At 59.5% G+C, this 20,283-nt stretch carries 21 protein-coding genes, 1 tRNA gene and 1 pseudogene; 9 read left to right on the top strand and 14 right to left on the bottom strand.

The window, feature by feature from the left end; all coding sequences use genetic code 11:
• The first annotated feature begins 310 nt into the window (after positions 1–310).
• On the top strand, positions 311–3,217 hold the full coding sequence (locus tag CCGE525_RS08490; protein WP_120703895.1) for an Rne/Rng family ribonuclease: 2,907 nt from the start codon (positions 311–313) through the stop codon (positions 3,215–3,217).
• Between the two features lie 327 nt (positions 3,218–3,544).
• Here CCGE525_RS08490 and CCGE525_RS08485 read toward each other — a convergent pair whose 3' ends face one another.
• Complete coding sequence (locus CCGE525_RS08485) at positions 3,545–4,702, bottom strand: pyridoxal phosphate-dependent aminotransferase (protein ID WP_120706328.1); 1,158 nt, start codon at positions 4,700–4,702, stop codon at positions 3,545–3,547.
• Between the two features lie 211 nt (positions 4,703–4,913).
• On the opposite strand from CCGE525_RS08485, the gene CCGE525_RS08480 reads away from it, so the two are divergent.
• The 6 genes from CCGE525_RS08480 to CCGE525_RS08450 all read left to right on the top strand — a co-directional run bounded on the left by CCGE525_RS08480 (position 4,914) and on the right by CCGE525_RS08450 (position 9,808).
• Positions 4,914–5,681, top strand: a complete 768-nt coding sequence (locus tag CCGE525_RS08480) for a DsbA family protein (RefSeq protein ID WP_120703894.1) — start codon at positions 4,914–4,916, stop codon at positions 5,679–5,681.
• Positions 5,682–5,905: 224 nt separating this feature from the next.
• The gene (gene aroQ / locus CCGE525_RS08475) at positions 5,906–6,343 is read left to right on the top strand and encodes a type II 3-dehydroquinate dehydratase (RefSeq protein ID WP_120703893.1); all 438 of its coding nucleotides are present in this window, start codon (positions 5,906–5,908) and stop codon (positions 6,341–6,343) included.
• Between the two features lie 23 nt (positions 6,344–6,366).
• Positions 6,367–6,843 (top strand): acetyl-CoA carboxylase biotin carboxyl carrier protein, encoded by a 477-nt coding sequence (accB, locus tag CCGE525_RS08470; protein ID WP_120703892.1) that lies wholly within the window; start codon positions 6,367–6,369, stop codon positions 6,841–6,843.
• A gap of 5 nt (positions 6,844–6,848) precedes the next feature.
• On the top strand, positions 6,849–8,201 hold the full coding sequence (gene accC / locus CCGE525_RS08465) for an acetyl-CoA carboxylase biotin carboxylase subunit (RefSeq protein ID WP_205587441.1): 1,353 nt from the start codon (positions 6,849–6,851) through the stop codon (positions 8,199–8,201).
• 3 nt (positions 8,202–8,204) lie between these two features.
• The gene (gene aat / locus CCGE525_RS08460) at positions 8,205–8,828 is read left to right on the top strand and encodes a leucyl/phenylalanyl-tRNA--protein transferase (RefSeq protein ID WP_120703891.1); all 624 of its coding nucleotides are present in this window, start codon (positions 8,205–8,207) and stop codon (positions 8,826–8,828) included.
• 341 nt (positions 8,829–9,169) lie between these two features.
• Positions 9,170–9,808, top strand: coding sequence for a DUF1062 domain-containing protein (locus CCGE525_RS08450; protein ID WP_120703889.1), 639 nt, complete (start codon positions 9,170–9,172; stop codon positions 9,806–9,808).
• An 84-nt stretch (positions 9,809–9,892) separates the two neighbouring features.
• Here the strand turns inward: CCGE525_RS08450 and CCGE525_RS08445 are convergent, their stop codons facing one another.
• The 6 genes and pseudogenes from CCGE525_RS08445 to CCGE525_RS08420 form a co-directional block, all read right to left on the bottom strand.
• Entirely contained in the window at positions 9,893–10,333 is a 441-nt protein-coding gene (locus CCGE525_RS08445; RefSeq protein ID WP_120703888.1) for a DUF2155 domain-containing protein, read from the bottom strand.
• 104 nt (positions 10,334–10,437) lie between these two features.
• Positions 10,438–10,836: an NADH:ubiquinone oxidoreductase subunit NDUFA12 gene (locus CCGE525_RS08440; RefSeq protein WP_120703887.1), complete on the bottom strand. Its 399-nt coding sequence runs from the start codon at positions 10,834–10,836 to the stop codon at positions 10,438–10,440.
• A 105-nt stretch (positions 10,837–10,941) separates the two neighbouring features.
• Positions 10,942–11,408: pseudogene (locus tag CCGE525_RS08435) on the bottom strand (GNAT family N-acetyltransferase).
• Positions 11,409–11,429: 21 nt separating this feature from the next.
• Complete coding sequence (locus CCGE525_RS08430; RefSeq protein WP_120703886.1) at positions 11,430–11,933, bottom strand: GNAT family N-acetyltransferase; 504 nt, start codon at positions 11,931–11,933, stop codon at positions 11,430–11,432.
• A gap of 5 nt (positions 11,934–11,938) precedes the next feature.
• Positions 11,939–13,444, bottom strand: a complete 1,506-nt coding sequence (gatB, locus tag CCGE525_RS08425) for an Asp-tRNA(Asn)/Glu-tRNA(Gln) amidotransferase subunit GatB (RefSeq protein ID WP_120703885.1) — start codon at positions 13,442–13,444, stop codon at positions 11,939–11,941.
• A gap of 87 nt (positions 13,445–13,531) precedes the next feature.
• Complete coding sequence (locus tag CCGE525_RS08420; protein ID WP_120703884.1) at positions 13,532–14,041, bottom strand: GNAT family N-acetyltransferase; 510 nt, start codon at positions 14,039–14,041, stop codon at positions 13,532–13,534.
• Between the two features lie 286 nt (positions 14,042–14,327).
• Here CCGE525_RS08420 and CCGE525_RS08415 point away from each other — a divergent pair, with 286 nt between their 5' ends.
• The gene (locus CCGE525_RS08415; protein WP_120706326.1) at positions 14,328–14,585 is read left to right on the top strand and encodes a YjhX family toxin; all 258 of its coding nucleotides are present in this window, start codon (positions 14,328–14,330) and stop codon (positions 14,583–14,585) included.
• 59 nt (positions 14,586–14,644) lie between these two features.
• Here CCGE525_RS08415 and CCGE525_RS08410 read toward each other — a convergent pair whose 3' ends face one another.
• From CCGE525_RS08410 to CCGE525_RS08385, 5 genes are all read right to left on the bottom strand, one after another.
• Entirely contained in the window at positions 14,645–15,787 is a 1,143-nt protein-coding gene (locus CCGE525_RS08410; RefSeq protein ID WP_120706325.1) for a slipin family protein, read from the bottom strand.
• 342 nt (positions 15,788–16,129) lie between these two features.
• A tRNA-Lys gene (locus tag CCGE525_RS08405) sits at positions 16,130–16,198 on the bottom strand.
• A 349-nt stretch (positions 16,199–16,547) separates the two neighbouring features.
• Positions 16,548–18,029 (bottom strand): Asp-tRNA(Asn)/Glu-tRNA(Gln) amidotransferase subunit GatA, encoded by a 1,482-nt coding sequence (gene gatA, locus CCGE525_RS08395; RefSeq protein WP_120703883.1) that lies wholly within the window; start codon positions 18,027–18,029, stop codon positions 16,548–16,550.
• A 57-nt stretch (positions 18,030–18,086) separates the two neighbouring features.
• The gene (gatC, locus tag CCGE525_RS08390) at positions 18,087–18,374 is read right to left on the bottom strand and encodes an Asp-tRNA(Asn)/Glu-tRNA(Gln) amidotransferase subunit GatC (RefSeq protein ID WP_120703882.1); all 288 of its coding nucleotides are present in this window, start codon (positions 18,372–18,374) and stop codon (positions 18,087–18,089) included.
• Between the two features lie 93 nt (positions 18,375–18,467).
• Positions 18,468–19,178 carry a metal-dependent hydrolase gene (locus CCGE525_RS08385; RefSeq protein ID WP_120703881.1) on the bottom strand — a complete coding sequence of 237 codons (711 nt, stop codon included), beginning with the start codon at positions 19,176–19,178 and terminating at the stop codon, positions 18,468–18,470.
• Between the two features lie 118 nt (positions 19,179–19,296).
• Here CCGE525_RS08385 and ruvX point away from each other — a divergent pair, with 118 nt between their 5' ends.
• Positions 19,297–19,785 (top strand): Holliday junction resolvase RuvX, encoded by a 489-nt coding sequence (ruvX, locus tag CCGE525_RS08380; protein ID WP_120703880.1) that lies wholly within the window; start codon positions 19,297–19,299, stop codon positions 19,783–19,785.
• Here the strand turns inward: ruvX and CCGE525_RS08375 are convergent.
• Together CCGE525_RS08375 and CCGE525_RS38255 are read right to left on the bottom strand one after the other, a co-directional pair.
• Positions 19,728–20,054, bottom strand: coding sequence for a DUF6105 family protein (locus CCGE525_RS08375; protein WP_120703879.1), 327 nt, complete (start codon positions 20,052–20,054; stop codon positions 19,728–19,730). The two genes, ruvX and CCGE525_RS08375, sit on opposite strands and share 58 nt — an antisense overlap.
• On the bottom strand, positions 20,051–20,224 hold the full coding sequence (locus CCGE525_RS38255; RefSeq protein WP_162950141.1) for a hypothetical protein: 174 nt from the start codon (positions 20,222–20,224) through the stop codon (positions 20,051–20,053). Before CCGE525_RS38255 ends, CCGE525_RS08375 begins: the two co-directional genes overlap by 4 nt.
• Between the last annotated feature and the right edge of the window lie 59 nt (positions 20,225–20,283).

Genomic DNA, 20,283 nt, shown 5'->3' with positions numbered 1-20,283 from the left:
CGGTTTTTGCACGGGAAGTTCATCGGTGGAGAGCCACCAAACGCTCTTTAGAGAGCACATTCATCGGACCCGGTTGATGGGTCTAAGGCATTGTCGATCTCGTTTGGTTACGGATGGTACCGCAGCAGCTTTTTCAGGAAGTGAACAGACCCCGGGGAACTGATGTCCCGGCCGCTGTCTGGCTGTTGTCATCGCAAAACAACCAATCGCGACTTTTATTATCCGGTGCAGCAATGGCGGATTGCATCCAGCCTGTCTTAGCGACAGGCCGGCCCCTTTCCGCATGGCGGCGCCGAGGAGCACAGCTTTCATGGCAGACAAAATGCTTATCGATGCGTCTCACGAGGAAGAGACGCGTGTTGTTGTCGTTCGCGGGAACCGCATAGAAGAATTTGACTTCGAGTCGCAGCACAAGAAGCAGATCCGCGGCAACATCTATCTCGCCAAGGTAACGAGGGTTGAGCCCTCGCTGCAGGCCGCCTTCGTGGATTACGGCGGCAACCGGCACGGTTTCCTGGCCTTTGCCGAAATTCATCCCGACTACTACCAGATCCCACTGGCCGACCGGCAGGCGCTCCTGAAAGCGGAAGCCGAAGAACATCGCCGCGACGACGACGTCGAACACGTCGAAACCGCGCTCGATCTTTCCCAACAGGAACAGCCCGACATCGGCATCGTCCACAAGGATGAGGCTGAAGTCGCCGTCACGGAAGAAGCGGCTGCAGAAGAAGCCCCCGCCCTTGAGGTAGCAGCTCCCGCCGAGGAAGAAACTCCGGCAAAGAAGCCCAAGCCGCGCCGCAGCCGCAAAAAAGTGGTTGCGGAAGCTTCCGCCGAAGAGGCGCCGGCAGTCGAAGCGACGGCAACCGTCGACGCTCCCAGCGAAGAGGAAGAAGGCCCGTCCGGCGAAATGGCCGCGATGGTCGAAACCGATTCGATTTCCGAAGACGTCGACGTTTCCAAGCGCCGTCACGACGATGACGACGACGATGATCACGACCAGGAAGAAGAAGTGATCGAATCCGTCGGCGCCGAAGATGCGATGGAAGAGGTTCCTGATCGTACCCAGCGCAAGCCGCGCAAACAGTACCGTATCCAGGAAGTCATCAAGCGCCGCCAGATTTTGCTGGTGCAGGTGGCCAAGGAAGAGCGCGGCAACAAGGGTGCAGCGCTCACCACCTATCTCTCGCTCGCAGGCCGCTACTCGGTTCTGATGCCAAACACGGCGCGCGGGGGCGGCATCTCCCGCAAGATCACCAATCCGCAGGACCGCAAGCGCCTCAAGGAAATCGCCAAGATGCTCGAAGTGCCGCAAGGCATGGGCGTCATCCTGCGCACCGCTGGCGCCAATCGCACCAAGGTCGAAGTCAAGCGCGATTTCGAATATCTGATGCGTCTGTGGGAAAACGTCCGCACGCTGACGCTTGCTTCGACCGCTCCCTGCCTCGTCTACGAGGAAGGCAGCCTGATCAAGCGGTCGATCCGTGACCTCTACAACAAGGACATCAGCGAAATCATCGTTGCCGGCGAAGAAGGCTATCGTGAAGCGAAAGACTTCATGAAGATGCTGATGCCGAGCCACGCCAAGGTGGTTCAGCCTTATCGCGACATTCACCCGATCTTCTCGCGTTCCGGCATCGAGGCGCAGCTGGACCGCATGCTGCAGCCGCAAGTGACCTTGCGCTCTGGCGGCTATCTGATCATGAACCAGACGGAAGCGCTGGTTTCGATCGACGTTAACTCCGGTCGGTCGACGCGCGAGCACTCGATCGAAGACACAGCACTCCAGACCAACCTGGAAGCGGCGGAAGAAATTGCGCGGCAACTGCGCCTGCGCGACCTTGCCGGCCTGATCGTCATCGACTTCATCGACATGGAAGAAAAGCGCAACAACCGCGCCGTCGAGAAGAAGCTGAAGGAGTGCCTGAAGAACGATCGCGCCCGCATCCAAGTCGGCCGCATTTCGCATTTCGGCCTTCTCGAAATGTCGCGCCAGCGCATCCGCGCTTCGGTTCTCGAAAGCACGACGCAGATCTGCTCGCATTGCGGCGGTACCGGCCATGTGCGTTCACAGTCCTCCGTTGCGCTGCATGTTTTGCGCGGCATCGAGGAATATCTGCTGAAGAACACGACGCACGATATCACCGTGCGCACGACGCCGGACATCGCGCTCTACCTGCTCAACCACAAGCGTCAGACGATCGTCGATTACGAAAACCGCTTCGGCGTCTCCATCGTCATCGACGCGGACAATGCCGTCGGTACTCAGCATTTTGCGATCGACCGCGGCGAGCCGGTGGAAAATCCGGTGAAGATTGAATCTCTGTTCAACTTCGCTGCCATTCCGGAGGATGAAGACGACGATATCGTCATCGAAGCCGACGAGGACGAAGACGAAGAACTCGAAGAAAAGGCCGCTGGCGTCGAGCAGCAGCCCGTCGCCCGCTCCGAAAGCAATGAGGGCGGCCGCAAGCGCAAGCGCCGTCGCCGCCGTCGCGGCCGCGGCAGCGACACCCAGGTAGAAGCTGCTTCCGAGTCCACCGATGCATCCGGAGAGGATGGAAGCGAGGACGCGGATGAAGGCGACGAAGACGACAATGGCAGCAGCGAAGTCTCTGCCGTGTCCGCCGAGGATGGCCAGCAGAAGCGCAAGCGCCGCCGTCGCGGCAAGCGTGGCGGCCGCCGCAATCGCGACGGTGAAGGCAATGAATTGGCCGCCGGCGGTGAAGCAGCCGATTATGACGAAGGCGCTGACGATGAGAATGAGGGCGAAGAAGACGCCGCTGTGACCGTCGCCGACATCGCTGTCGCTGAAGGTGAAGCCGCCGTCGAAAGCCAGCCGGCTATGGCAGCGGTCGAAACCGCGGCCGTCGTCGCCGAAGAGGTGAAGCCCACCAAGAGCCGCAGCCGTCGCAAGCCGAAAGCCGAAGCATCACCCATCGAAGCGCCGGCCGCCGAAGAGGTGCCCGCAGTTGGCGCGGGGGCCCAAACAGTTGCCGAAATCGCCACCGATCTCGACGCTGCCGTCGAACCGGTAGCCGCAGCGGAGCGCCAGGTGATCGAAGCCGAGGGCAAGCCGGTACGCGCCAACCGTGAGTCGAACGTCTCCTCCTCCGAGCCGGTGGTCAGATCCACCCGCACCAGCGAAGGCGGCGAGCCCGATGGCGAGCCGACCAAGCCGAAGAAGGCCGGTTGGTGGCAACGCCGCGGTTTCTTCTGAACGCTGCTGTTTGGAACGAAATAAACAAAATCCGGCCGTGGCAACGCGGCCGGATTTTTGTTTGGGACGATCACAAGCGCGCGTAGTCGATGATCGACATTCTTCGATGGTTCATCCTCCTCGCGAGTTTCGGCGAGGGGCAAGGAGACCAATAGCGACAAGAACATCTCTTGGTGAGATCAGGAATGTGAGTGGCAGATACGTGATCCAAGTAATGCGGCGGCTGATTGATGCCGGTTACAGCAATGTAGCCGAATGTGTTGCCGTGACGGATTGTCTCTCACATCCGCCCTCGTCCTTCGAGGCTCGCCCACCGATCCTATGAGTCTATTTCAGCCACGCCGCCATGCGTTGCACCGCCTCCTCGATCTCAGCGTTCGAGCCGGCATAGGAGATGCGCATCGTGCGGTGTCCTTCGATTGGATCGAAGTCGAGGCCGGGTGTGGCGGCCACGTTGATTTCGGCCAGCATCTTGCGGGCGAAAGCCATGCTGTCGTTGGTGAAACGGCTGACATCGACATAGGCGTAGAAAGCGCCGTCCATCGGCGAAGCGATGGAGAGGCCGATCTCTGGCAGACGGCGCATCAGGAAATCGCGGTTGCGGCGATAGCTTTCGCGGTAGACGTCCAACTCGGCCCCCGCCCCGAGCGCCGCGGCGGCAGCAATCTGCGAGAGTTCCGGCGCCGAGATATAGAGGCTCTGGGCGACACGCTCGATCGGTCGCACCAGTCGCTCCGGCAGCACCATCCAACCGATACGCCAGCCGGTCATGCAATAATATTTCGAGAAGGAATTGATGACGATCGCTTGGTCGGTTAGCTCCAGCGCGCTCGTCTCCTCGCCGACGAAAGTCAGGCCGTGATAGATCTCGTCGGAGATGAAGGCGATCGAGCGGTCGGCGCAATAATCGGCGAGCGCCTTCAGAGCCGCCCTGCCCGTCACCGTACCGGTCGGATTGGCGGGGCTTGCGAGCAGCACGCCCTTCAGTCGCTTGCCGCTCGCGGCTTGCGCCGCCTCCAGACTTTCCGGCGTCAACGTGAATTGCGTCTCGGCCGTGACGGGCACTTCGAGGACGTCGAGCCCGAGGGCAGCGAGAATATTGCGATAGGCTGGGTAGCCGGGACGGGCGATCGCGACGCTGTCGCCGGGGTCAAACAGCGTCAGGAAGGCGAGGTTGAAGCCGGCCGACGAACCGGTGGTGATCGCGATCTGCGCGGGATCGATCGTCAGCCCATGGCGAGCTTGGTAATGACCGGCAAGCGCTTGTTTCAGCGCCAGCGTGCCGAGTGCGTCCGTGTAGCCGATGCGACCGTGACCGAGTGCTTCGCGTGACGCCGCAAGCGCTGCCTGCGGCGTGGGATGCGACGGCTGACCAACGGCCATCGAGATCACGGCATGTCCCGCCTGACGCCGCCGCGTCGCCTCAGCCAGTACATCCATGGCGTGGAAGGGTTCGACATCGCTGCGTTTGGATAGGGAAAACAAGGTCAATTCTTTCTCGGATCGGATTAGAACCAGACAATTGCCGCAATATTAGCCTGTTCACAATCCCGCGATTGCGGCTTTGTCGTGAAAATTCCTGTTTCTGGAAATAAGCATGCACCGTAAATTGCCGATACAGATTTGTGGATTTTAACCTCACGGTGATATCCCGAACCGGACGACGAGTCTCAGCACCTACTCAAACGAGGACCCAATGCCCCTTTTTTCCAAAACCCTGCTGGCCGCCTCAGCGATCGCCATTGCCGCGTCGCTCGCCATGGTCCAGCCCGCGGCCGCACTGGATGACCAGCAGAAGAAGGAATTCGGGGAGTTCATCAAAGAATATCTCGTCGAGCATCCGGAAGTTCTTTTGGACGCGCAGGCGGCGCTTGAGAAGAAACAGGATGAGCAGCGCCTCGCCCAATCTGCCCAGGCAGTCGCCCAGAACAAGGACGCCATCTTCAATTCCAAGGATGACGTCACGATCGGCAATCCAAAGGGCAACGTCACTGTCGTCGAGTTCTTCGATTATAATTGCACCTATTGTCGTCATGCACTCCCCGACATGGACGCACTGCTGAAGCAGGACCCGAATGTGCGTTTCGTGCTGAAGGAATTCCCGATCCTCGGACCGGACTCCGTTGCCGCATCCCGGGTCTCCGACGCTTTCCGCAAGCTGGCACCGGACAAATATGCCGAATTCCATCACACGCTGCTTGGCACCGATGGCCGCGCCTCCGAAGACAGCGCGATCGAAGTCGCGACCTCGCTTGGCGTCAGCGAGGCGGCAATCCGCGCCGAAATGGCTAAGAGCCCGAACAATGATTCGGTAAAGGCCACCTATCAGCTCGCCACCGATCTCAACGTCACCGGCACGCCGGCCTATGTCATCGGTGACGAGGCGATCTCCGGCGCGATCGGTCTCCAAGCCATCCAACAGAAGATCGCCAATGTCCGCAGTTGCGGCAAGACCACCTGCTGAACCGCGGTGATGACGGTTTGCGCATCCTCAGGGATGCGCAAAGGACCCAATCGCCCTTTGGAAGGCGCATAGATCTTTCAGAAATCGGACCGATTTCGGGGTTATGCGTAAAATCGCCAAATTCAAGGCGTTTCCACACCTAGACATGCGCAACCTATGCCTGGGGGCTTTCCTATAGGCCCTCGGGAGTCTATAGGTTGCGCTGCACTTTGACGGAACCTCTGATGGCGCAAACCATTTTCGTCCTGAACGGACCCAATTTGAATGCCCTTGGCAAACGCGAGCCGGGCATCTATGGCGGCAAGACTCTCAAGGATATAGAAGCCGACTGCAAATCCGTGGGCGAAAGCCTCGGCTTCGTCGTCGACTTTCGCCAGAGCAATCATGAGGGCGTACTGGTCGACTGGCTGCACGAGGCCGGAGATGTCGCCGCCGGCATCGCCATCAATCCGGGCGCCTATGGCCATACGTCGATCGCGCTTCATGACGCGATCCGAGCCATTTCCGTCCCTGTGGTGGAGGTCCATATCTCCAATATCCACGCACGCGAAGAATTCCGGCACAAATCGATGATCGCGCCCGCCGCCAAGGGTATGATCTGCGGTTTCGGGCCTTACGGCTACATCCTGGCGCTGCACGCGCTGAAATCCATCACGCAATAACAAGAATACAGGGCAAAACATCCATGGCTGAAAAGAAATTGGGCATCGACCAGGCGCTGATTCGCGACCTCGCCAATATTCTGAACGAGACGGATCTGACCGAGATCGAAGTCGAGCAGGAAGATCTGCGCATCCGCGTCTCGCGCGCCGGCACGACGCAATATGTTCAAGCGCCAATCGCAGCACCCGCTTACGCCGTGGCAGCACCTGCCGTCGCCGCTTCTCCGGCCGCGGCCGCCGCACCTGCCGGCAAGTCGCGCAATCCTGATAACGTCGTCAGCGCACCGATGGTCGGCACAGTCTATATGGCACCCGCGCCGGGCGCTGCGCACTTCATCGAAGTTGGCGCCTCCGTCAAGGAGGGCCAGACGCTGCTGATCATCGAAGCAATGAAGACGATGAACCAGATCCCCGCGCCGAAATCCGGTATTGTCACCGAAATCCTCATTCAGGACGGACGGCCGGTCGAATACGGCGAAGCCCTGGTCGTCATCGAGTAGGCCCCATGCCCATGATTTCGAAGATTCTCATAGCCAATCGCGGAGAGATCGCCCTTCGTGTGCTGCGCGCCTGCAAGGAGCTTGGCATTGCGAGTGTCGCGGTGCATTCGACCGCCGACGGCGACGCGATGCATGTGCGCCTGGCGGATGAAAGCGTGTGTATCGGCCCGCCGCCGTCGCGCGACAGCTATCTTAACATCCACCAGATCGTCGCTGCCTGTGAGATCACCGGTGCCGACGCCGTGCATCCAGGCTATGGGTTCCTGTCGGAGAACGCCAAATTCGCCGATATTCTCGAAGCACATGGCATCACCTTCATCGGCCCGACGGCGGAGCATATCCGCATCATGGGCGATAAGATCACCGCCAAGACGACCGCGCAGCAGCTCGGCATTCCCGTCGTTCCCGGCTCGGACGGCGAGGTGAAGACCGAGGCGGACGCGCTGCGGACGGCAAGGGAAATCGGCTACCCGGTTCTGATCAAGGCAACCGCCGGCGGCGGCGGCCGCGGCATGAAGGTGGCACGTACGGAAGCGGACGTCATCGAAGCTTGGTCGACGGCGCGTACCGAAGCGGCGGCCGCCTTTGGCAATGAATCCGTCTACATGGAAAAATATCTCAGCAAGCCGCGCCACATCGAAATCCAGGTGTTCGGCGACGGTGAAGGCAATGCCGTTCATCTCGGAGAGCGCGACTGCTCACTGCAGCGCCGCCACCAGAAAGTCTGGGAAGAGGCCAATTCGCCGGCACTCAACGTCGAGCAGCGTATGAAGATCGGTCAGATCTGCGCTGACGCCATGAAGAAGCTGAAGTACCGCGGCGCCGGCACGATCGAGTTCCTCTACGAAAACGGCGAGTTCTATTTCATCGAAATGAACACCCGCCTGCAGGTGGAGCATCCGGTGACGGAAGCGATCACCGGTATCGATCTCGTGCACGAACAGATCCGCGTCGCCTCGGGCGGTGGTCTTTCGGTGACACAGGAGGATGTGCATTTCCACGGCCACGCCATCGAATGCCGCATCAATGCCGAGGACGCGCGCACCTTCGTGCCCTCCCCCGGCACGATCACACATTTCCATGCGCCGGGCGGCCTTGGCGTGCGCATCGATTCCGGCGCCTATCAGGGCTACAGAATCCCGCCCTATTATGACAGCCTGATCGGCAAGCTGATCGTTCACGGCCGCACCCGCGTCGAATGCATGATGCGTCTGCGCCGTGCGCTTGACGAATTCGTGGTCGACGGCATCAAGACCACGCTGCCGCTGTTCCAGGAACTGGTTTCCAACCAGGATATCGCCAACGGCGATTACGATATACACTGGTTGGAAAACTATCTGGCGAAGGGATCGGCTTAACCTATGGTAGGACCGCGCGGCAGAAATCCCGGCATTACTCCGGAGATCCTGCTGCGTGCCTATTCCATCGGGCTCTTCCCGATGGCGGAATCGGCTGACGATCCGGAAATCTTCTGGGTCGAGCCGGAGCTACGCGGTGTGCTGCCGCTCGATACTTTCCACGTTTCGAAAAGCCTGGCGAAGACCATCCGCCAAAAGCCCTTCGATATTCGCTTCAACACGGATTTCGACGCCGTTATCGCCGCCTGCGCGGAGCAGACCAACGGCCGGCCAAGCACCTGGATCAACAAAACCATCAGGTCGCTCTATTCGACCCTGCACCATATCGGCCACGCCCATTCCGTCGAGGCTTGGGAAGACGGCAAACTGGTCGGCGGGCTCTACGGCGTATCGCTCGGCTCGGCCTTCTTCGGCGAGAGCATGTTTTCGCGCCGCACCGACGCCTCGAAGATCTGCCTCGTCTATTTGGTCGAACGCCTCAAAAAGCGCGGCTTCACACTGCTCGACACTCAATTTACCACCGAGCACTTAAGGACATTCGGTGCAATCGATGTGCCGAAGGATCAGTATGTAAAAATGCTGGAAAAGGCGATGGAATCGCCCAACCTCAGCTTCTCCGGCGGTTGAGAAGGCATCGGCTTTTCCGCGCATCAACGGCTTTAAACCTGTGGTTTTATTTGCTAAGAGTTGACGCGAAGAGTGTTGGCGCGCCGAGGTCCTACTTTGCCTTCATAAATACCGGTCTCATCCAATTTCACCCTGTATGTCGGGGCAGCTTTATCGCCGCCGGACATATGATCATGTTCATCGGGTGGTGGTCTGAGACCGGTTTGGCATTGTTGACATGCGCCATGCGCAGCCATTGCTGTCTGAGCTCTTCAGCCGTCCGAAACATCGCCACGCCGCGCCCGTAGGGGGCTTGTCTTGCCGCCATCTTGGTGAACTTCCGAACGGAAGACCAAGACGGTATGTGCAACATTCTCAAGGTCCGATGGACCATCAATCCTCGAACTGCGCCTCAGCCGTGGATCGCTTGCAGTGGATGCGGTTGTCTTAAGCCCTTCAAATCCAGCGGCAAGATCAGGCTCAACGCCAACGGCAAGAAACTCGATGCCTGGCTCATCTACAAATGTTCTGATTGCGACAAGACATGGAACAGGACACTCTTCGAGCGCCAGGCTATCCGAGACCTCAATCCCCCTGCTCTGGCAGCGCTGCAAGGCGACGATCCTGATTGGATACGGGCACGAGAATTCGATCTCAACGCATTGAGTCGCAAGGCTCAACGCATTGACGAATTTGCTGCTGCTGATATTCAAAGAGAGGTGCTGGGCGAGACGGATGACGGGTCAGTGCTGGAAATCGATCTGGCGATCGCGCTTCCCTTCAACTTGCGCCTCGATCGCCTGCTTGCGTCTGAACTCAGCATTTCACGCTCCCGGCTCCAGGCTCTCCGCGACGATGCAAAGCTTCTGATCCATCCGGATCGGGCCGATGCGATGCGGCGAAGGGTCAAAGACGGCTCGCGCATAGTTATCGATCTCTCTGATGAAACCGATCGGCGTGTGATTTGGAAAGCCGCCGCTTCCGGCGGGGAGATAGGCTGACCGGCTTGCCGCAGGATTGATAGCGACAGACCCGCTTTCGTGAGCCTGTCTTGCGGCATTGCCGATTCTTGAAGAGTAACGTGTCTACTTGGCGCCCGCGGTGTCCGGCGGTGGGATATCCGACTTCTGCTTGCACTCTTTCAGCCAGACGTCATAGATCGGATGTTCGACGGCGTTGAGGCCTGGGCTGTCGGCAAACATCCAGCCGGTGAAGATGCGACGGATGCGGCGGTCGAGGGTAATCTCGTCCACTTCGACAAAGCCGTCGACCTTCTGCTGTTCGGTATCGTCGCGAGAATAGCAGGCCTTCGGCGTCACCTGCAGAGCACCGAACTGCACGGTTTCGTTGATGTAGACATCGAAAGTCGTGATGCGGCCGGTGATCTTGTCGAGGCCGGAGAAGACAGCAACGGGGTTGGAGATGCGAGCCGCCTTAGCGGACGGCGCCATCAATGCGCCCATGGCGAGGGCGAGCGCTACTCCCGACATCGCACGCAAAGAAGCGCTCCGCGTGAAAAACGTCATATCCGCCAATCTCCGCTTGGTCTCGGTCAAAGCGCCGAGCACGAGCCGGCACAATCTGCGCCTAAAGGCCAATTGTGGCCAAAGGACGAGCCGGCCTTCTACGCTCAGTTACCCGGGGTCCAGGCGTCGTAATCGCCGGTGACGCGCGGACGTTCGCCGGCAACGGACAGCGAGCCCGGCGGACGATAGGCCTGCGGCGAGCCGGTCGGATTGGCACGATGTGCCTTCTGCCATTCCTTGGCAACATAGTTGTCCTTGGTCGGCGGAACGTCGGTGCGGTGATGCATCCAGCCGTGCCAGCCCGGAGGAATGGCGGAGGCTTCGGCATAGCCCTTGTAGATCACCCAGCGCTTCGGAAGACCGTAGGAGGACGTGCCGCCCTCGTAATAGACATTGCCGAATTCATCCTCGCCAACGCGCTTGCCAAACCGCCAGGTCGCGAAGCGTGTGCCCATCGTCTGACCATTCCACCAGGTGAAGGTTTGTACGAGTAAATTCCACATGTCTTTTCCTTATGCCCGCTGGGAGTGCGAGCGAAACCAGAATTCGATCCCTCGCTTATGCCGCCACTATGCCGCCTTGTCCAGTGATTCCAGCGGGAAAAGCGGTCATTTCAAAGCCATCTTGAAACCAAGATGGCTCGGCTTGAAACCCAATCTCTCATAGAAACGATGGGCATCCTTGCGGGCGGCGTTCGAGGTCAGTTGCACCAGCCGCACGCCGCGGCCTTTTGCCTCGGCAATGCAAAACTGATCATCGCAGCACCGATCCCCTGCCCGCGTAGATCCGAACGCGTTTGCACCGCCTCGATGATCATCGAAGACGACCCGCGGCCGGTCAGCGACGTCGTGATCATGGTCTGGAAGGTGCCGACGACCTCGCCGCCGCGTTCAGCGACATACAGCGTCTGGTCGGGCGAGGACTGGATGGTGCGGAAGGCGCGGAGGTAATCCCCATAGGCGGCGGCATCGGTCGTGTCGCCGTGACCACCGAGAGCATCGGCGGCGAAGAGGGCGATAAGAGCCGCAAGGTCGCCCTCTCTGGCCTCCCGGATCAACAGATCAGTTCCGTTCATAGCCAAATTCTTCCGACCCGTTTAATGGCTTGCTAGCCGCTTCTCAAACACCAAAGCCGGAATACCCGACTGTCCCGGACCAGCATTCTCGTTGCGGCCGACCTCGGCAAAACCGTGGGCTTCGTAGAAGGCGATGGCTTCGGCGTTCTCCGGCTCGACGTCGAGGCGCATAACCTCGGCGTCCGGAAAGCAGGTTTCCAGCTCGGCGAATATATCGCGGCCGATGCCGTTGCGCTGCAGTGAGGGGCGAACATAGAGCATGTGCAGAAGAACCGTCTTGGTCATCTGCTCGGACATGACGGCATAACCCATGCCGCCGATATCCTCGCCATTGTCTGCCACCAGAAACTCGGACTGCCGCTTCGCCAGCCGCGCTCTCAGCTTGACCGGGGACAGAAGAAGTTCGATCAGTTCATCGACCTTCCCCGCGCCAAAGTGCCTGTCATAGGCCGCGTGCCAGGTCTCCACGAGAAGGTCGCGGACCTTCCCGAGATCCTGTTCGCCGGCCGTGCGGACGAAATACACGGGACCTATTCCTCTTCGATGCCGAGCTTGGCCTTGACGAGGGCCTGCACGGCCTGCGGATTGGCCTTGCCACCGGTCGACTTCATCACCTGGCCGACGAACCAGCCGGCAAGCGTCGGCTTGGCCTTGACCTTGGCGACCTGATCGGGATTGGCGGCGATGATCTCGTCGACGGCCTTCTCGATGGCGCCGGTGTCGGTGACCTGCTTCATGCCACGGGCCTCGACAATCTCTGAGGGATCACCACCTTCGGTGAGCACGATTTCGAACAGGTCCTTGGCGATCTTGCCGGATATGGTTTCGGCCTTGATGAGGTCGATGATGGCGCCAAGCTGGGCAGGCGAAACCGGAGTCTCCTCGATGGTCTTGCCGGTCCTGTTCAAGGCGCCCAAGAGATCGTTGATCACCCAGTTTGCCGCCATCTTGCCGTCACGGCCAGCGGCGACCGTTTCGAAATAATCGGCAATCGCCTTTTCCGAGACGAGCACGGAAGCGTCATAGATCGACAGGCCAAGCTCGCGAACGAAACGCTCCTTCTTGTCGTCGGGCAGTTCCGTCAGGTTGGCTCTCAAGGCATCAATGAATGCGTCGTCGAATTCGAGCGGCAGCAGGTCCGGATCGGGGAAATAGCGGTAGTCATGCGCATCTTCCTTGGTGCGCATGGAGCGGGTCTCGCCCTTGTTCGGATCGAACAGGCGGGTTTCCTGGTCGATCGTGCCGCCGTCCTCCAGGATTGCGATCTGACGGCGCGCTTCATATTCGATCGCCTGGCCGATGAAGCGGATGGAGTTGACGTTCTTGATCTCGCAGCGCGTGCCGAATTCTCCACCCGGACGACGCACGGAGACGTTGACGTCCGCGCGCATGGAGCCTTCGTCCATGTTACCGTCGCAGGTACCGAGATAACGCACGATCGAGCGCAGCTTGGTCATATAGGCCTTGGCCTCGTCCGACGAGCGCATATCCGGCTTGGAGACGATTTCCATCAGCGCCACGCCCGAGCGATTGAGGTCGACATAGGACATGGTGGCGTGCTGATCGTGCATCGACTTGCCGGCGTCCTGCTCCAGGTGCAGACGCTCGATGCCGATCTCGATGTCCTCGAACTGACCCTGGCGATCCGGACCGAGCGAAATGACGATCTTACCCTCGCCGACGATCGGATCCTTGTACTGCGAGATCTGATAGCCCTGCGGCAGGTCGGGATAGAAATAGTTCTTGCGGTCAAAAACCGAGCGCTTGTTGATCTGAGCCTTCAGGCCGAGGCCAGTGCGCACCGCCTGCTTGACGCATTCCTCATTGATGACGGGCAGCATGCCGGGCATGGCGGCATCGACCAGCGAAACGTTGGAATTCTGCGGCTTGCCGAACTCGGTCGAGGCACCGGAGAAGAGCTTAGATTTGCTCAACACCTGGGCATGGACTTCCATCCCGACAATAACCTCCCAGTCACCGGTGGCACCGGGAATAAAACGCTTCGGATCTGGCGTGCGGACGTCGACAATGGTCATGAGAGGCTCTTGAAATGCTGTTCTTCTGAACTTTGTGAGGTAGAGCAATTGGCGAAGCGGCGCAAGACTTTCAGCACCGCGCAGGCGCTATATGCCGTTGCCATATGTCCCGTCGCCGCTGTCGACCAGCACTTTCGAAAGCCCGACCGTCGGCACGTCGCGATCGAGCTTCGGAGAATAGTCGACGGAGAGCCAATGGATGGCATAACCATGCGCCTTGAAGAATTCGATCGCGCCGGTGTTGCCGGCGTGAGTCTGCACCGCGATCTTCTCCAGCCCCTGCTCCAGAACATCCTTCTCGATCTGCGCCAGCAGTGCCGAACCAAGTCCCTGCCGCAGATGATCGGGATCGATCCAGAAATCGGAAATATTCTCGTCCAACGCCTCGCGCGCCGCCCAACCGGCAACCACTCCATTCAGCTCCACGACCGTAATCGTCAGCCAGGCGCTGCGAGTGAAATTCGAGAAGGCTTCGCTGGCACTTTCGAGCAGCGCATCCGTGCCGCCGATCGACCCCATGGCCGTCTGCCACGACCGCAGGCCGATATTGACCAATATCTCCGTCTCTCCCTCGTGCGCATTGCGAATATGGATCATCGGGCCCCCGCCGTTTTCAGCAGTAAAACACCGGAAAAGGGCTTTTTCCAGCGGCCAAATAGCAAACAGGCGCTGGAAGGCTGCCCATGTTTAACAAGGGTGAAACTTGACCGCCGGGTACAACCTGTTCTAGGTATGGCACATGTTTACCTCTTCACAGACCCGGTAAAGGCCCCGCCCGCAAGTCTTTCTTGCGCGCAGGGCCCGAAACGAAGCCCCGACTTCCCTGGTGGGAATGTCGGATCGTTTTGTTGCGCCTAACGGCGCTTTCCGGATCTTGAAAACCATGGATATTTCCCGCGCTGAACAGCGCATCCTGCATCTGCTTGCCCAGGGCGGGCGCATCGAAATCAACCGTTCTGAAAATAAAAAGATCGAGGCAGTCAGTTGCTTCACACGCGACGGTTGGCTCTATCCCGGCTTCGGCCTCGATCTCTTCCGCAAACTCAAACGCCTGAAAGCCATCAAATCCTCCGGAGGGAGTCCTTATCGGATCACCGAGCGGGGATTGGGATTGGTCAGGGCGCAGTTGGATAATAGGTAGGATCGCAAAAGAGCGAGACCGCCCGGGATATCCAGGGCGGTCTCTTTTGTATTCAGCGATCAGATGTCGCGAAGCTTGACGAGGTCGTTCATCAAGCCGCTGGTGCCGTTGTGGATCGTCAAGTTATCCACCTTGCCAGCAATGGCTTCCAGAGCTTCAAGCTCCTTCAAGCGCAGCATGACCGGATGCTCCGCCATAACCTTGGCCGTGTTGAGCAACGAACGCGTTGCATTCGTTTCCTCACGGCGGCGGATGACGTTGGCCTCAGCCTGCTTCTCGGCGGCAACCACCTGGTTCAATATCTCACGCATATCGCCCGGCAGGATTACATCCTTGAGCTCGATATCTGCGATTTCCACACCGATCGCCATCATGTCCTCGCGCACCTTTTCGGCCGCTTCGGCATTGATGGAGACGCGGCGCTCCAGGATCTGATCCAGCGTCATCGTGCCGAGCGTCCGGCGAAACGCCAGCTGCAGTGCACGATAGAGCGTATCCGCGAAGTCCTTGACGGAGCCGACGGCCTTGACCGGATCGACCACGCGGTAATCCGCGGAAATGTTGACGCGGATCGTCACGCGGTCCTTGGTCAAGAGCTCCTGTCCTGCGACATCGAGCGACTGACGCTTCAGGTCCACGATCTTGACCTGCAGGGCCTTGCCGACATTCCAGAAGGCATGCATGCCCGGCTCAAGGGTCCGCACATATGTGCCGTCAACGAACAGCAAACCCACCTGCCCTTCCAGCACGGCGTGGTTCACAAGGAACTCCAGCTTCCGCGCCAGAACAAGGCGTCGCGCTAGGACCGGGTCGACGGCAAGTTCCTGCGCGGTATCGACGCGCATTTCTTTCCACGGACCTGCCTCCGTCCAGACCGCGAGCTTCTGGCTCGGGCCGAGAATCGCGTAAATTGCGCCGTCGCGCTCGATAACGGCAACCTCGCCGACGCCGGTACGGAACACGGTCAGGTGATACTCGGCAACCTCCGGGAGCTTTTCGAACAACGCCTTCTCGTAGACCGATGCGAAAACCGGGCTGGTCAGATCGTAGCGAAAAACGTCAAGGCTGTTGCGTCGGTTCGGCAGTACTTGCTGACCCGGTCCGAAAATACCCAGGATCGTGCCCTTGTGCAGGGCAACCAGACGTTCGTTTTCCTTTACGAGGACGCGCTTGCGTCCCAAGATCTTGTCGAGAAATATCATCATTGTTCTTACTCCTTCGGCATGCGCTACGTCATAGACCGATGTTCCTTTCGTGCTTCGTTTCATGGCCGGTCATCGAGATCCGGAGACCGGTGGCAGTGACGACGGGCGGATTTGCGAAGAGCGGATCACGCGGTATCCCGGCGGCTTCGGAGGGAATTCCTCCTTGCTGGCCGGGACACGGCGCAATCTTCAACGCCGATCTGGCTCGTCACCCTGGCGCCCCGGCCATCCGCCCGAAAGACCGTTAGGTCCCCGGATTTCCGGCCTTGCGCATTCCGGTCCCCGGACCGTCATTGGTAAACAGCTTCGCGGGCTGGTGCCGACCTTTCGATCAGCGATTGGAAAAGGATTCGAACCTTCGACAATCAGATTAAAAATCTGATGCTCTACCAACTGAGCTATCCATTTGGCGGGGGTAGCGGGATTCGAACCCACAACCTCCGGACGAACGTCCGGTGCTCTACCATTGAGCTATACTCCAACAAGCCTTCCGTCTTCCGATACGGCATTCGTATACAGAACAGTAAACCGTCTGCACGGGAGGAGCTTTGGAACTCCAACCATCAACGCTCGCATCGGCACGACGACCGGGAAGGCGCGTATAGCTCCAGTTTAGAATCGTTTCAAGATAAAGAAACGATGGCGCACATCTATGCAGGCGTGTTGTTGCAATTTTAACACGAATTATTGTTGTGCAACTTGTTCTGGAAGGGCCGCGCCGATTGCTCGATCGGCGACGGTCAGAAGAAAGTGGTGTTTACCACCACTTCGCCGGCGTGAACTTGCCTGCGGCCTGCTCAATGACATGTGCGGTCTTGAACAGCGTTTCCTCGTCGAACGGCTTGCCGATGAGCTGGAGGCCGAGCGGCAGGCCCCTAGGGTCGAGGCCGGCGGGGACCGCAATGCCGGGGAGACCGGCCATGTTTACCGTCACCGTGAAGATGTCGTTGAGGTACATCTTCACCGGATCGGAAGCGAGGTTCTCGTCGGCGATGCCGAAAGCCGAAGACGGCGTGGCGGGCGTCAGGATGGCGTCGACGCCGGCGTGGAAGGCGAGTTCGAAATCGCGCTTGATCAGCGTGCGAACCTTCTGGGCGCGCAGATAGTAAGCGTCGTAATAGCCGGCGGAAAGCACGTAGGTGCCGATCATGATGCGGCGCTTGACTTCCTGGCCAAAGCCGGCAGCACGCGTCTTCTCGTACATGTCGACGATATCTTTACCATCGACGCGCAGGCCGTAGCGCACGCCGTCGTAACGCGCGAGGTTCGACGAGGCTTCAGCGGGCGCGACGATGTAATAGGCCGGAAGGGCATATTTCGTGTGCGGCAGCGAGATGTTGACGATCTCGGCGCCCGCATCCTTCAGCCAGGCGATGCCCTGCTGCCAAAGGGTCTCGATCTCGTCCGGCATGCCGTCGACACGATATTCGTTCGGGATACCGATCTTCATACCCTTCAGCGACTGGCCGAGCGAGGCTTCGTAATCCGGCACCGGCAGATCGACAGAGGTCGTATCCTTGGCGTCGACGCCGGCCATCGACTTCAGCAGGATGGCGGCGTCGCGGACGTCGCGGGCGATCGGACCGGCCTGGTCGAGCGAGGAGGCGAAGGCGACCACGCCCCAGCGAGAGCAGCGGCCGTAGGTCGGCTTGATGCCGACCGTGCCGGTGAAGGCCGCAGGCTGGCGAATGGAACCACCGGTGTCGGTGGCGGTGGCGCCGGCGCAGAGATGCGCAGCGACTGCAGCGGCCGAACCGCCCGAAGAGCCACCGGGAACGAGTTGCTGGTTGGAGCCGGCAGCGCGCCAGGGATTGATCACCGGGCCATAATAGGACGTCTCGTTGGAGGACCCCATGGCGAACTCATCCATGTTGAGCTTGCCCAGCATGACGGCGCCGTCGTTCCAAAGGTTCTGCGTGACGGTCGACTCGTAGTGCGGCTCGAAACCGTCCAGAATGTGGCTGCAGGCCTGGGTATGAATGCCTTCGGTGCCGAACAAGTCCTTAATGCCGAGCGGAATGCCTTCCAGCGCACCGGCTTTGCCTTCTGCAAGGCGGACGTCCGACACCTTGGCCATTTCAAGCGCCTTTTGCGGCGTCACCTTCACATAGGCATTGAACTGAGCATTGGCCGCCTCGATCGCCGAAAGATAGGCCTCGGTCAGTTCGGTGGCGGTGATATCCTTGGCGCGCAATTTGTCGCGAGCTTCGGCGATTGTCAGGCTGGTCAGTTCACTCATCTTGTTTCGCTTCAGGTCTAATGAGGGCAATGGGGTCGGAACAGGCTCGTGCGGCCGTTATTCAACGACTTTCGGAACCAGGAAGAAATTCTGGTCGGTATTCGGGGCATTGGCGACGATGTCGGAGGCCTTGCTGCCGTCGGTGACGTTATCTGTTCGCTTCTTCATCGCCATCGGCGTGACGGAGGTCATGGCCTCGACACCATCAACATTCACTTCGGAAAGCTGCTCGACGAAGCCCAGGATGCCGTTCAGTTCGCCCATCATCCGCTCGGCCTCGTTATCGCTGACGGCGATGCGGGCAAGATGGGCGACGCGTTTCACGGTGGCAAGATCGACGGACATGGAATTCTCCGAGGTAGGTTCTACCTGCAGCGCAGGTCGGTATTTTTCCTACCCGCTATAAAGGCCATGTCCGCCGCGCGCAACGTACTTTTGTTACGCCGAAACGCTGCCGCCCGCCTTCGGTGCCGCCACCGCCGTCTTCGAGCCTTCCAGACCGGCGATGAACTTTTCCGGTGTGTGGTCGATGATCGGGAAAGTGCCGTAGTGGCAGGGAATGGCGGTCTTGAAGTTGAAGAAGCGCTGGCAGGCGAGTGCGGCAACGGCGCCGCCCATGGTAAAGCGGTCACCGATCGGCACGATGCCGATGTCCGGCTGGTGCAGTTCGTTGATCAAACCCATGTCGGAGAAGATGTCCGTATCGCCCATGTGGAACAGCGTCGGCTCGTCGTCGAAATGCAGCATCAGGCCGTTCGGGTTGCCGAGCGAATGCGAAACTCCGTCCTCGGTCAGTTGGGCAGAGGAGTGCAGCGCATTGGTGAAGGTCGCCGAGAAGCTGCCCAGGGGGACCGTGCCGCCGGTATTGCCCATTTCCACCTTCTCGACGCCCTTGCTGCTGAGCCAGGCGCCAAGATCGGCATTGGCGAGAACGACGGCGCCGGTGTCCTTGGCAATCTGAATGGTGTCGCCGACATGATCGGCGTGGCCGTGGGTCAGCAGGATATGGGTGATGCCGGCGGTGACATCCTTGATATTGAGCCCGGCGCCCGCAAAGGACGGATTATAGCTCAGGAAAGGATCGATAAGGATTTTGGCCTTGGCCGTTTCGATACGAAAAGCGGCATGGCCGAGCCAAGTGATCTTCATGGATTTTCTCCTTAATACTTGATTTCTAATGCAAGACTGGTGTCTTAGGACATATCCGAAACCGCCACAAAGAAAAGCAGTGCGGACTTCAATTTGTTTTGACGGGGATGAGAGCCTGATGACGACGCTGACCATCGAAGACCTCGCCGTTATGCTCCTGCCCGGCCAGCCGATCGCTGGGCTCGATCTCGGCACAAAGACGATCGGGCTTGCCATGTCCGATCTTGGCCGGCGGTTCGCCACGCCGCGCCCGGTGATCAAACGGGTGAAGTTCACTCAGGATGCCCAGGTGCTGCTCGCCTTCGCTGAGAAGGAAAAAGTCGCGGCTTTCGTGATCGGCCTTCCGATGAACATGGACGGTTCGGCAGGCCCCCGCGTGCAGGCGACACGGGCCTTTGTGCGCAGCATGGCCGACAAGACCGCCCTGCCCTTCGTCTTCTGGGATGAGCGTCTGTCGACTGTCGCGGCCGAACGGGCGCTTTTGGAAATGGACGTCTCACGCGCCAAGCGTGCCGAGCGTATCGACTCGGCCGCCGCAAGCTTCATTCTTCAAGGGGCTTTAGACAGGCTTTCGGCTCTCGGCAGGACGGTCTTTCCCGAGACCTGACGGCGCATCCACCAGGCCAGGACAACGGCGCGCTTGCGAAAGCCGAGGAGGCTGAAGACCAACAGAGTGTCGAAGGCGATGGCACGGGCGACAAGCGGCGGAATGGTTTCGGGCGGGATGCCGAGGATCTTTCCATAGATTTGGAAGACGAGATCGTGCATTTGCCGCGTGAACATGAAGATGCCGAAACTCATGTCGTAGTATGACAGGTAGTACCAAGCCCCGAGAAACGAGACCGGCGCGGCCCAGAATATCAGCAACCACTTCATGCGGTTCCCCTTCGACGCTGGTATTGCGTCGCTTCAGCCGAAAGGACCAGCCAGTTCGACAGTGCCATGGCACTCAACACCAGTGCCGGCACCGTTATATCTAGTGCCAGAACGGCGAAGAACATCATCGCCGCGATAAGAAACGCGATTTTTGCGGGTCTGGACCCCATGGCTGCACGCTTGGTGGTTAACAATCTCTTTTCGCACAGTGGCGAGTTAACCGATGCGG

Origin of the sequence: Rhizobium jaguaris (assembly GCF_003627755.1) — a bacterium.
GTDB lineage: Bacteria > Pseudomonadota > Alphaproteobacteria > Rhizobiales > Rhizobiaceae > Rhizobium > Rhizobium jaguaris.
The sequence above is the reverse complement of the archived record's forward strand: the minus strand, read 5'-3'. Positions and strand labels throughout refer to the sequence as shown.

Bases quoted from the DNA above. Each gene is read 5' to 3' on its own strand.
- CCGE525_RS38255 (WP_162950141.1), bottom strand. From the start codon at position 20,224: ATGGGGTCCAGACCCGCAAAAATCGCGTTTCTTATCGCGGCGATGATG.
- accB (WP_120703892.1), top strand. From the start codon at position 6,367: ATGGCTGAAAAGAAATTGGGCATCGACCAGGCGCTGATTCGCGACCTC.
- gatA (WP_120703883.1), bottom strand. From the start codon at position 18,029: ATGAGTGAACTGACCAGCCTGACAATCGCCGAAGCTCGCGACAAATTG.
- CCGE525_RS08385 (WP_120703881.1), bottom strand. From the start codon at position 19,178: ATGAAGATCACTTGGCTCGGCCATGCCGCTTTTCGTATCGAAACGGCC.
- ruvX (WP_120703880.1), top strand. From the start codon at position 19,297: ATGACGACGCTGACCATCGAAGACCTCGCCGTTATGCTCCTGCCCGGC.
- CCGE525_RS08420 (WP_120703884.1), bottom strand. From the start codon at position 14,041: ATGATCCATATTCGCAATGCGCACGAGGGAGAGACGGAGATATTGGTC.
- CCGE525_RS08375 (WP_120703879.1), bottom strand. From the start codon at position 20,054: ATGAAGTGGTTGCTGATATTCTGGGCCGCGCCGGTCTCGTTTCTCGGG.
- CCGE525_RS08490 (WP_120703895.1), top strand. From the start codon at position 311: ATGGCAGACAAAATGCTTATCGATGCGTCTCACGAGGAAGAGACGCGT.
- CCGE525_RS08440 (WP_120703887.1), bottom strand. From the start codon at position 10,836: ATGTGGAATTTACTCGTACAAACCTTCACCTGGTGGAATGGTCAGACG.
- gatB (WP_120703885.1), bottom strand. From the start codon at position 13,444: ATGACCATTGTCGACGTCCGCACGCCAGATCCGAAGCGTTTTATTCCC.
- CCGE525_RS08415 (WP_120706326.1), top strand. From the start codon at position 14,328: ATGGATATTTCCCGCGCTGAACAGCGCATCCTGCATCTGCTTGCCCAG.
- CCGE525_RS08445 (WP_120703888.1), bottom strand. From the start codon at position 10,333: ATGACGTTTTTCACGCGGAGCGCTTCTTTGCGTGCGATGTCGGGAGTA.
- aroQ (WP_120703893.1), top strand. From the start codon at position 5,906: ATGGCGCAAACCATTTTCGTCCTGAACGGACCCAATTTGAATGCCCTT.
- CCGE525_RS08450 (WP_120703889.1), top strand. From the start codon at position 9,170: ATGTGCAACATTCTCAAGGTCCGATGGACCATCAATCCTCGAACTGCG.
- accC (WP_205587441.1), top strand. From the start codon at position 6,849: ATGCCCATGATTTCGAAGATTCTCATAGCCAATCGCGGAGAGATCGCC.
- CCGE525_RS08480 (WP_120703894.1), top strand. From the start codon at position 4,914: ATGCCCCTTTTTTCCAAAACCCTGCTGGCCGCCTCAGCGATCGCCATT.
- CCGE525_RS08410 (WP_120706325.1), bottom strand. From the start codon at position 15,787: ATGATATTTCTCGACAAGATCTTGGGACGCAAGCGCGTCCTCGTAAAG.
- gatC (WP_120703882.1), bottom strand. From the start codon at position 18,374: ATGTCCGTCGATCTTGCCACCGTGAAACGCGTCGCCCATCTTGCCCGC.
- aat (WP_120703891.1), top strand. From the start codon at position 8,205: ATGGTAGGACCGCGCGGCAGAAATCCCGGCATTACTCCGGAGATCCTG.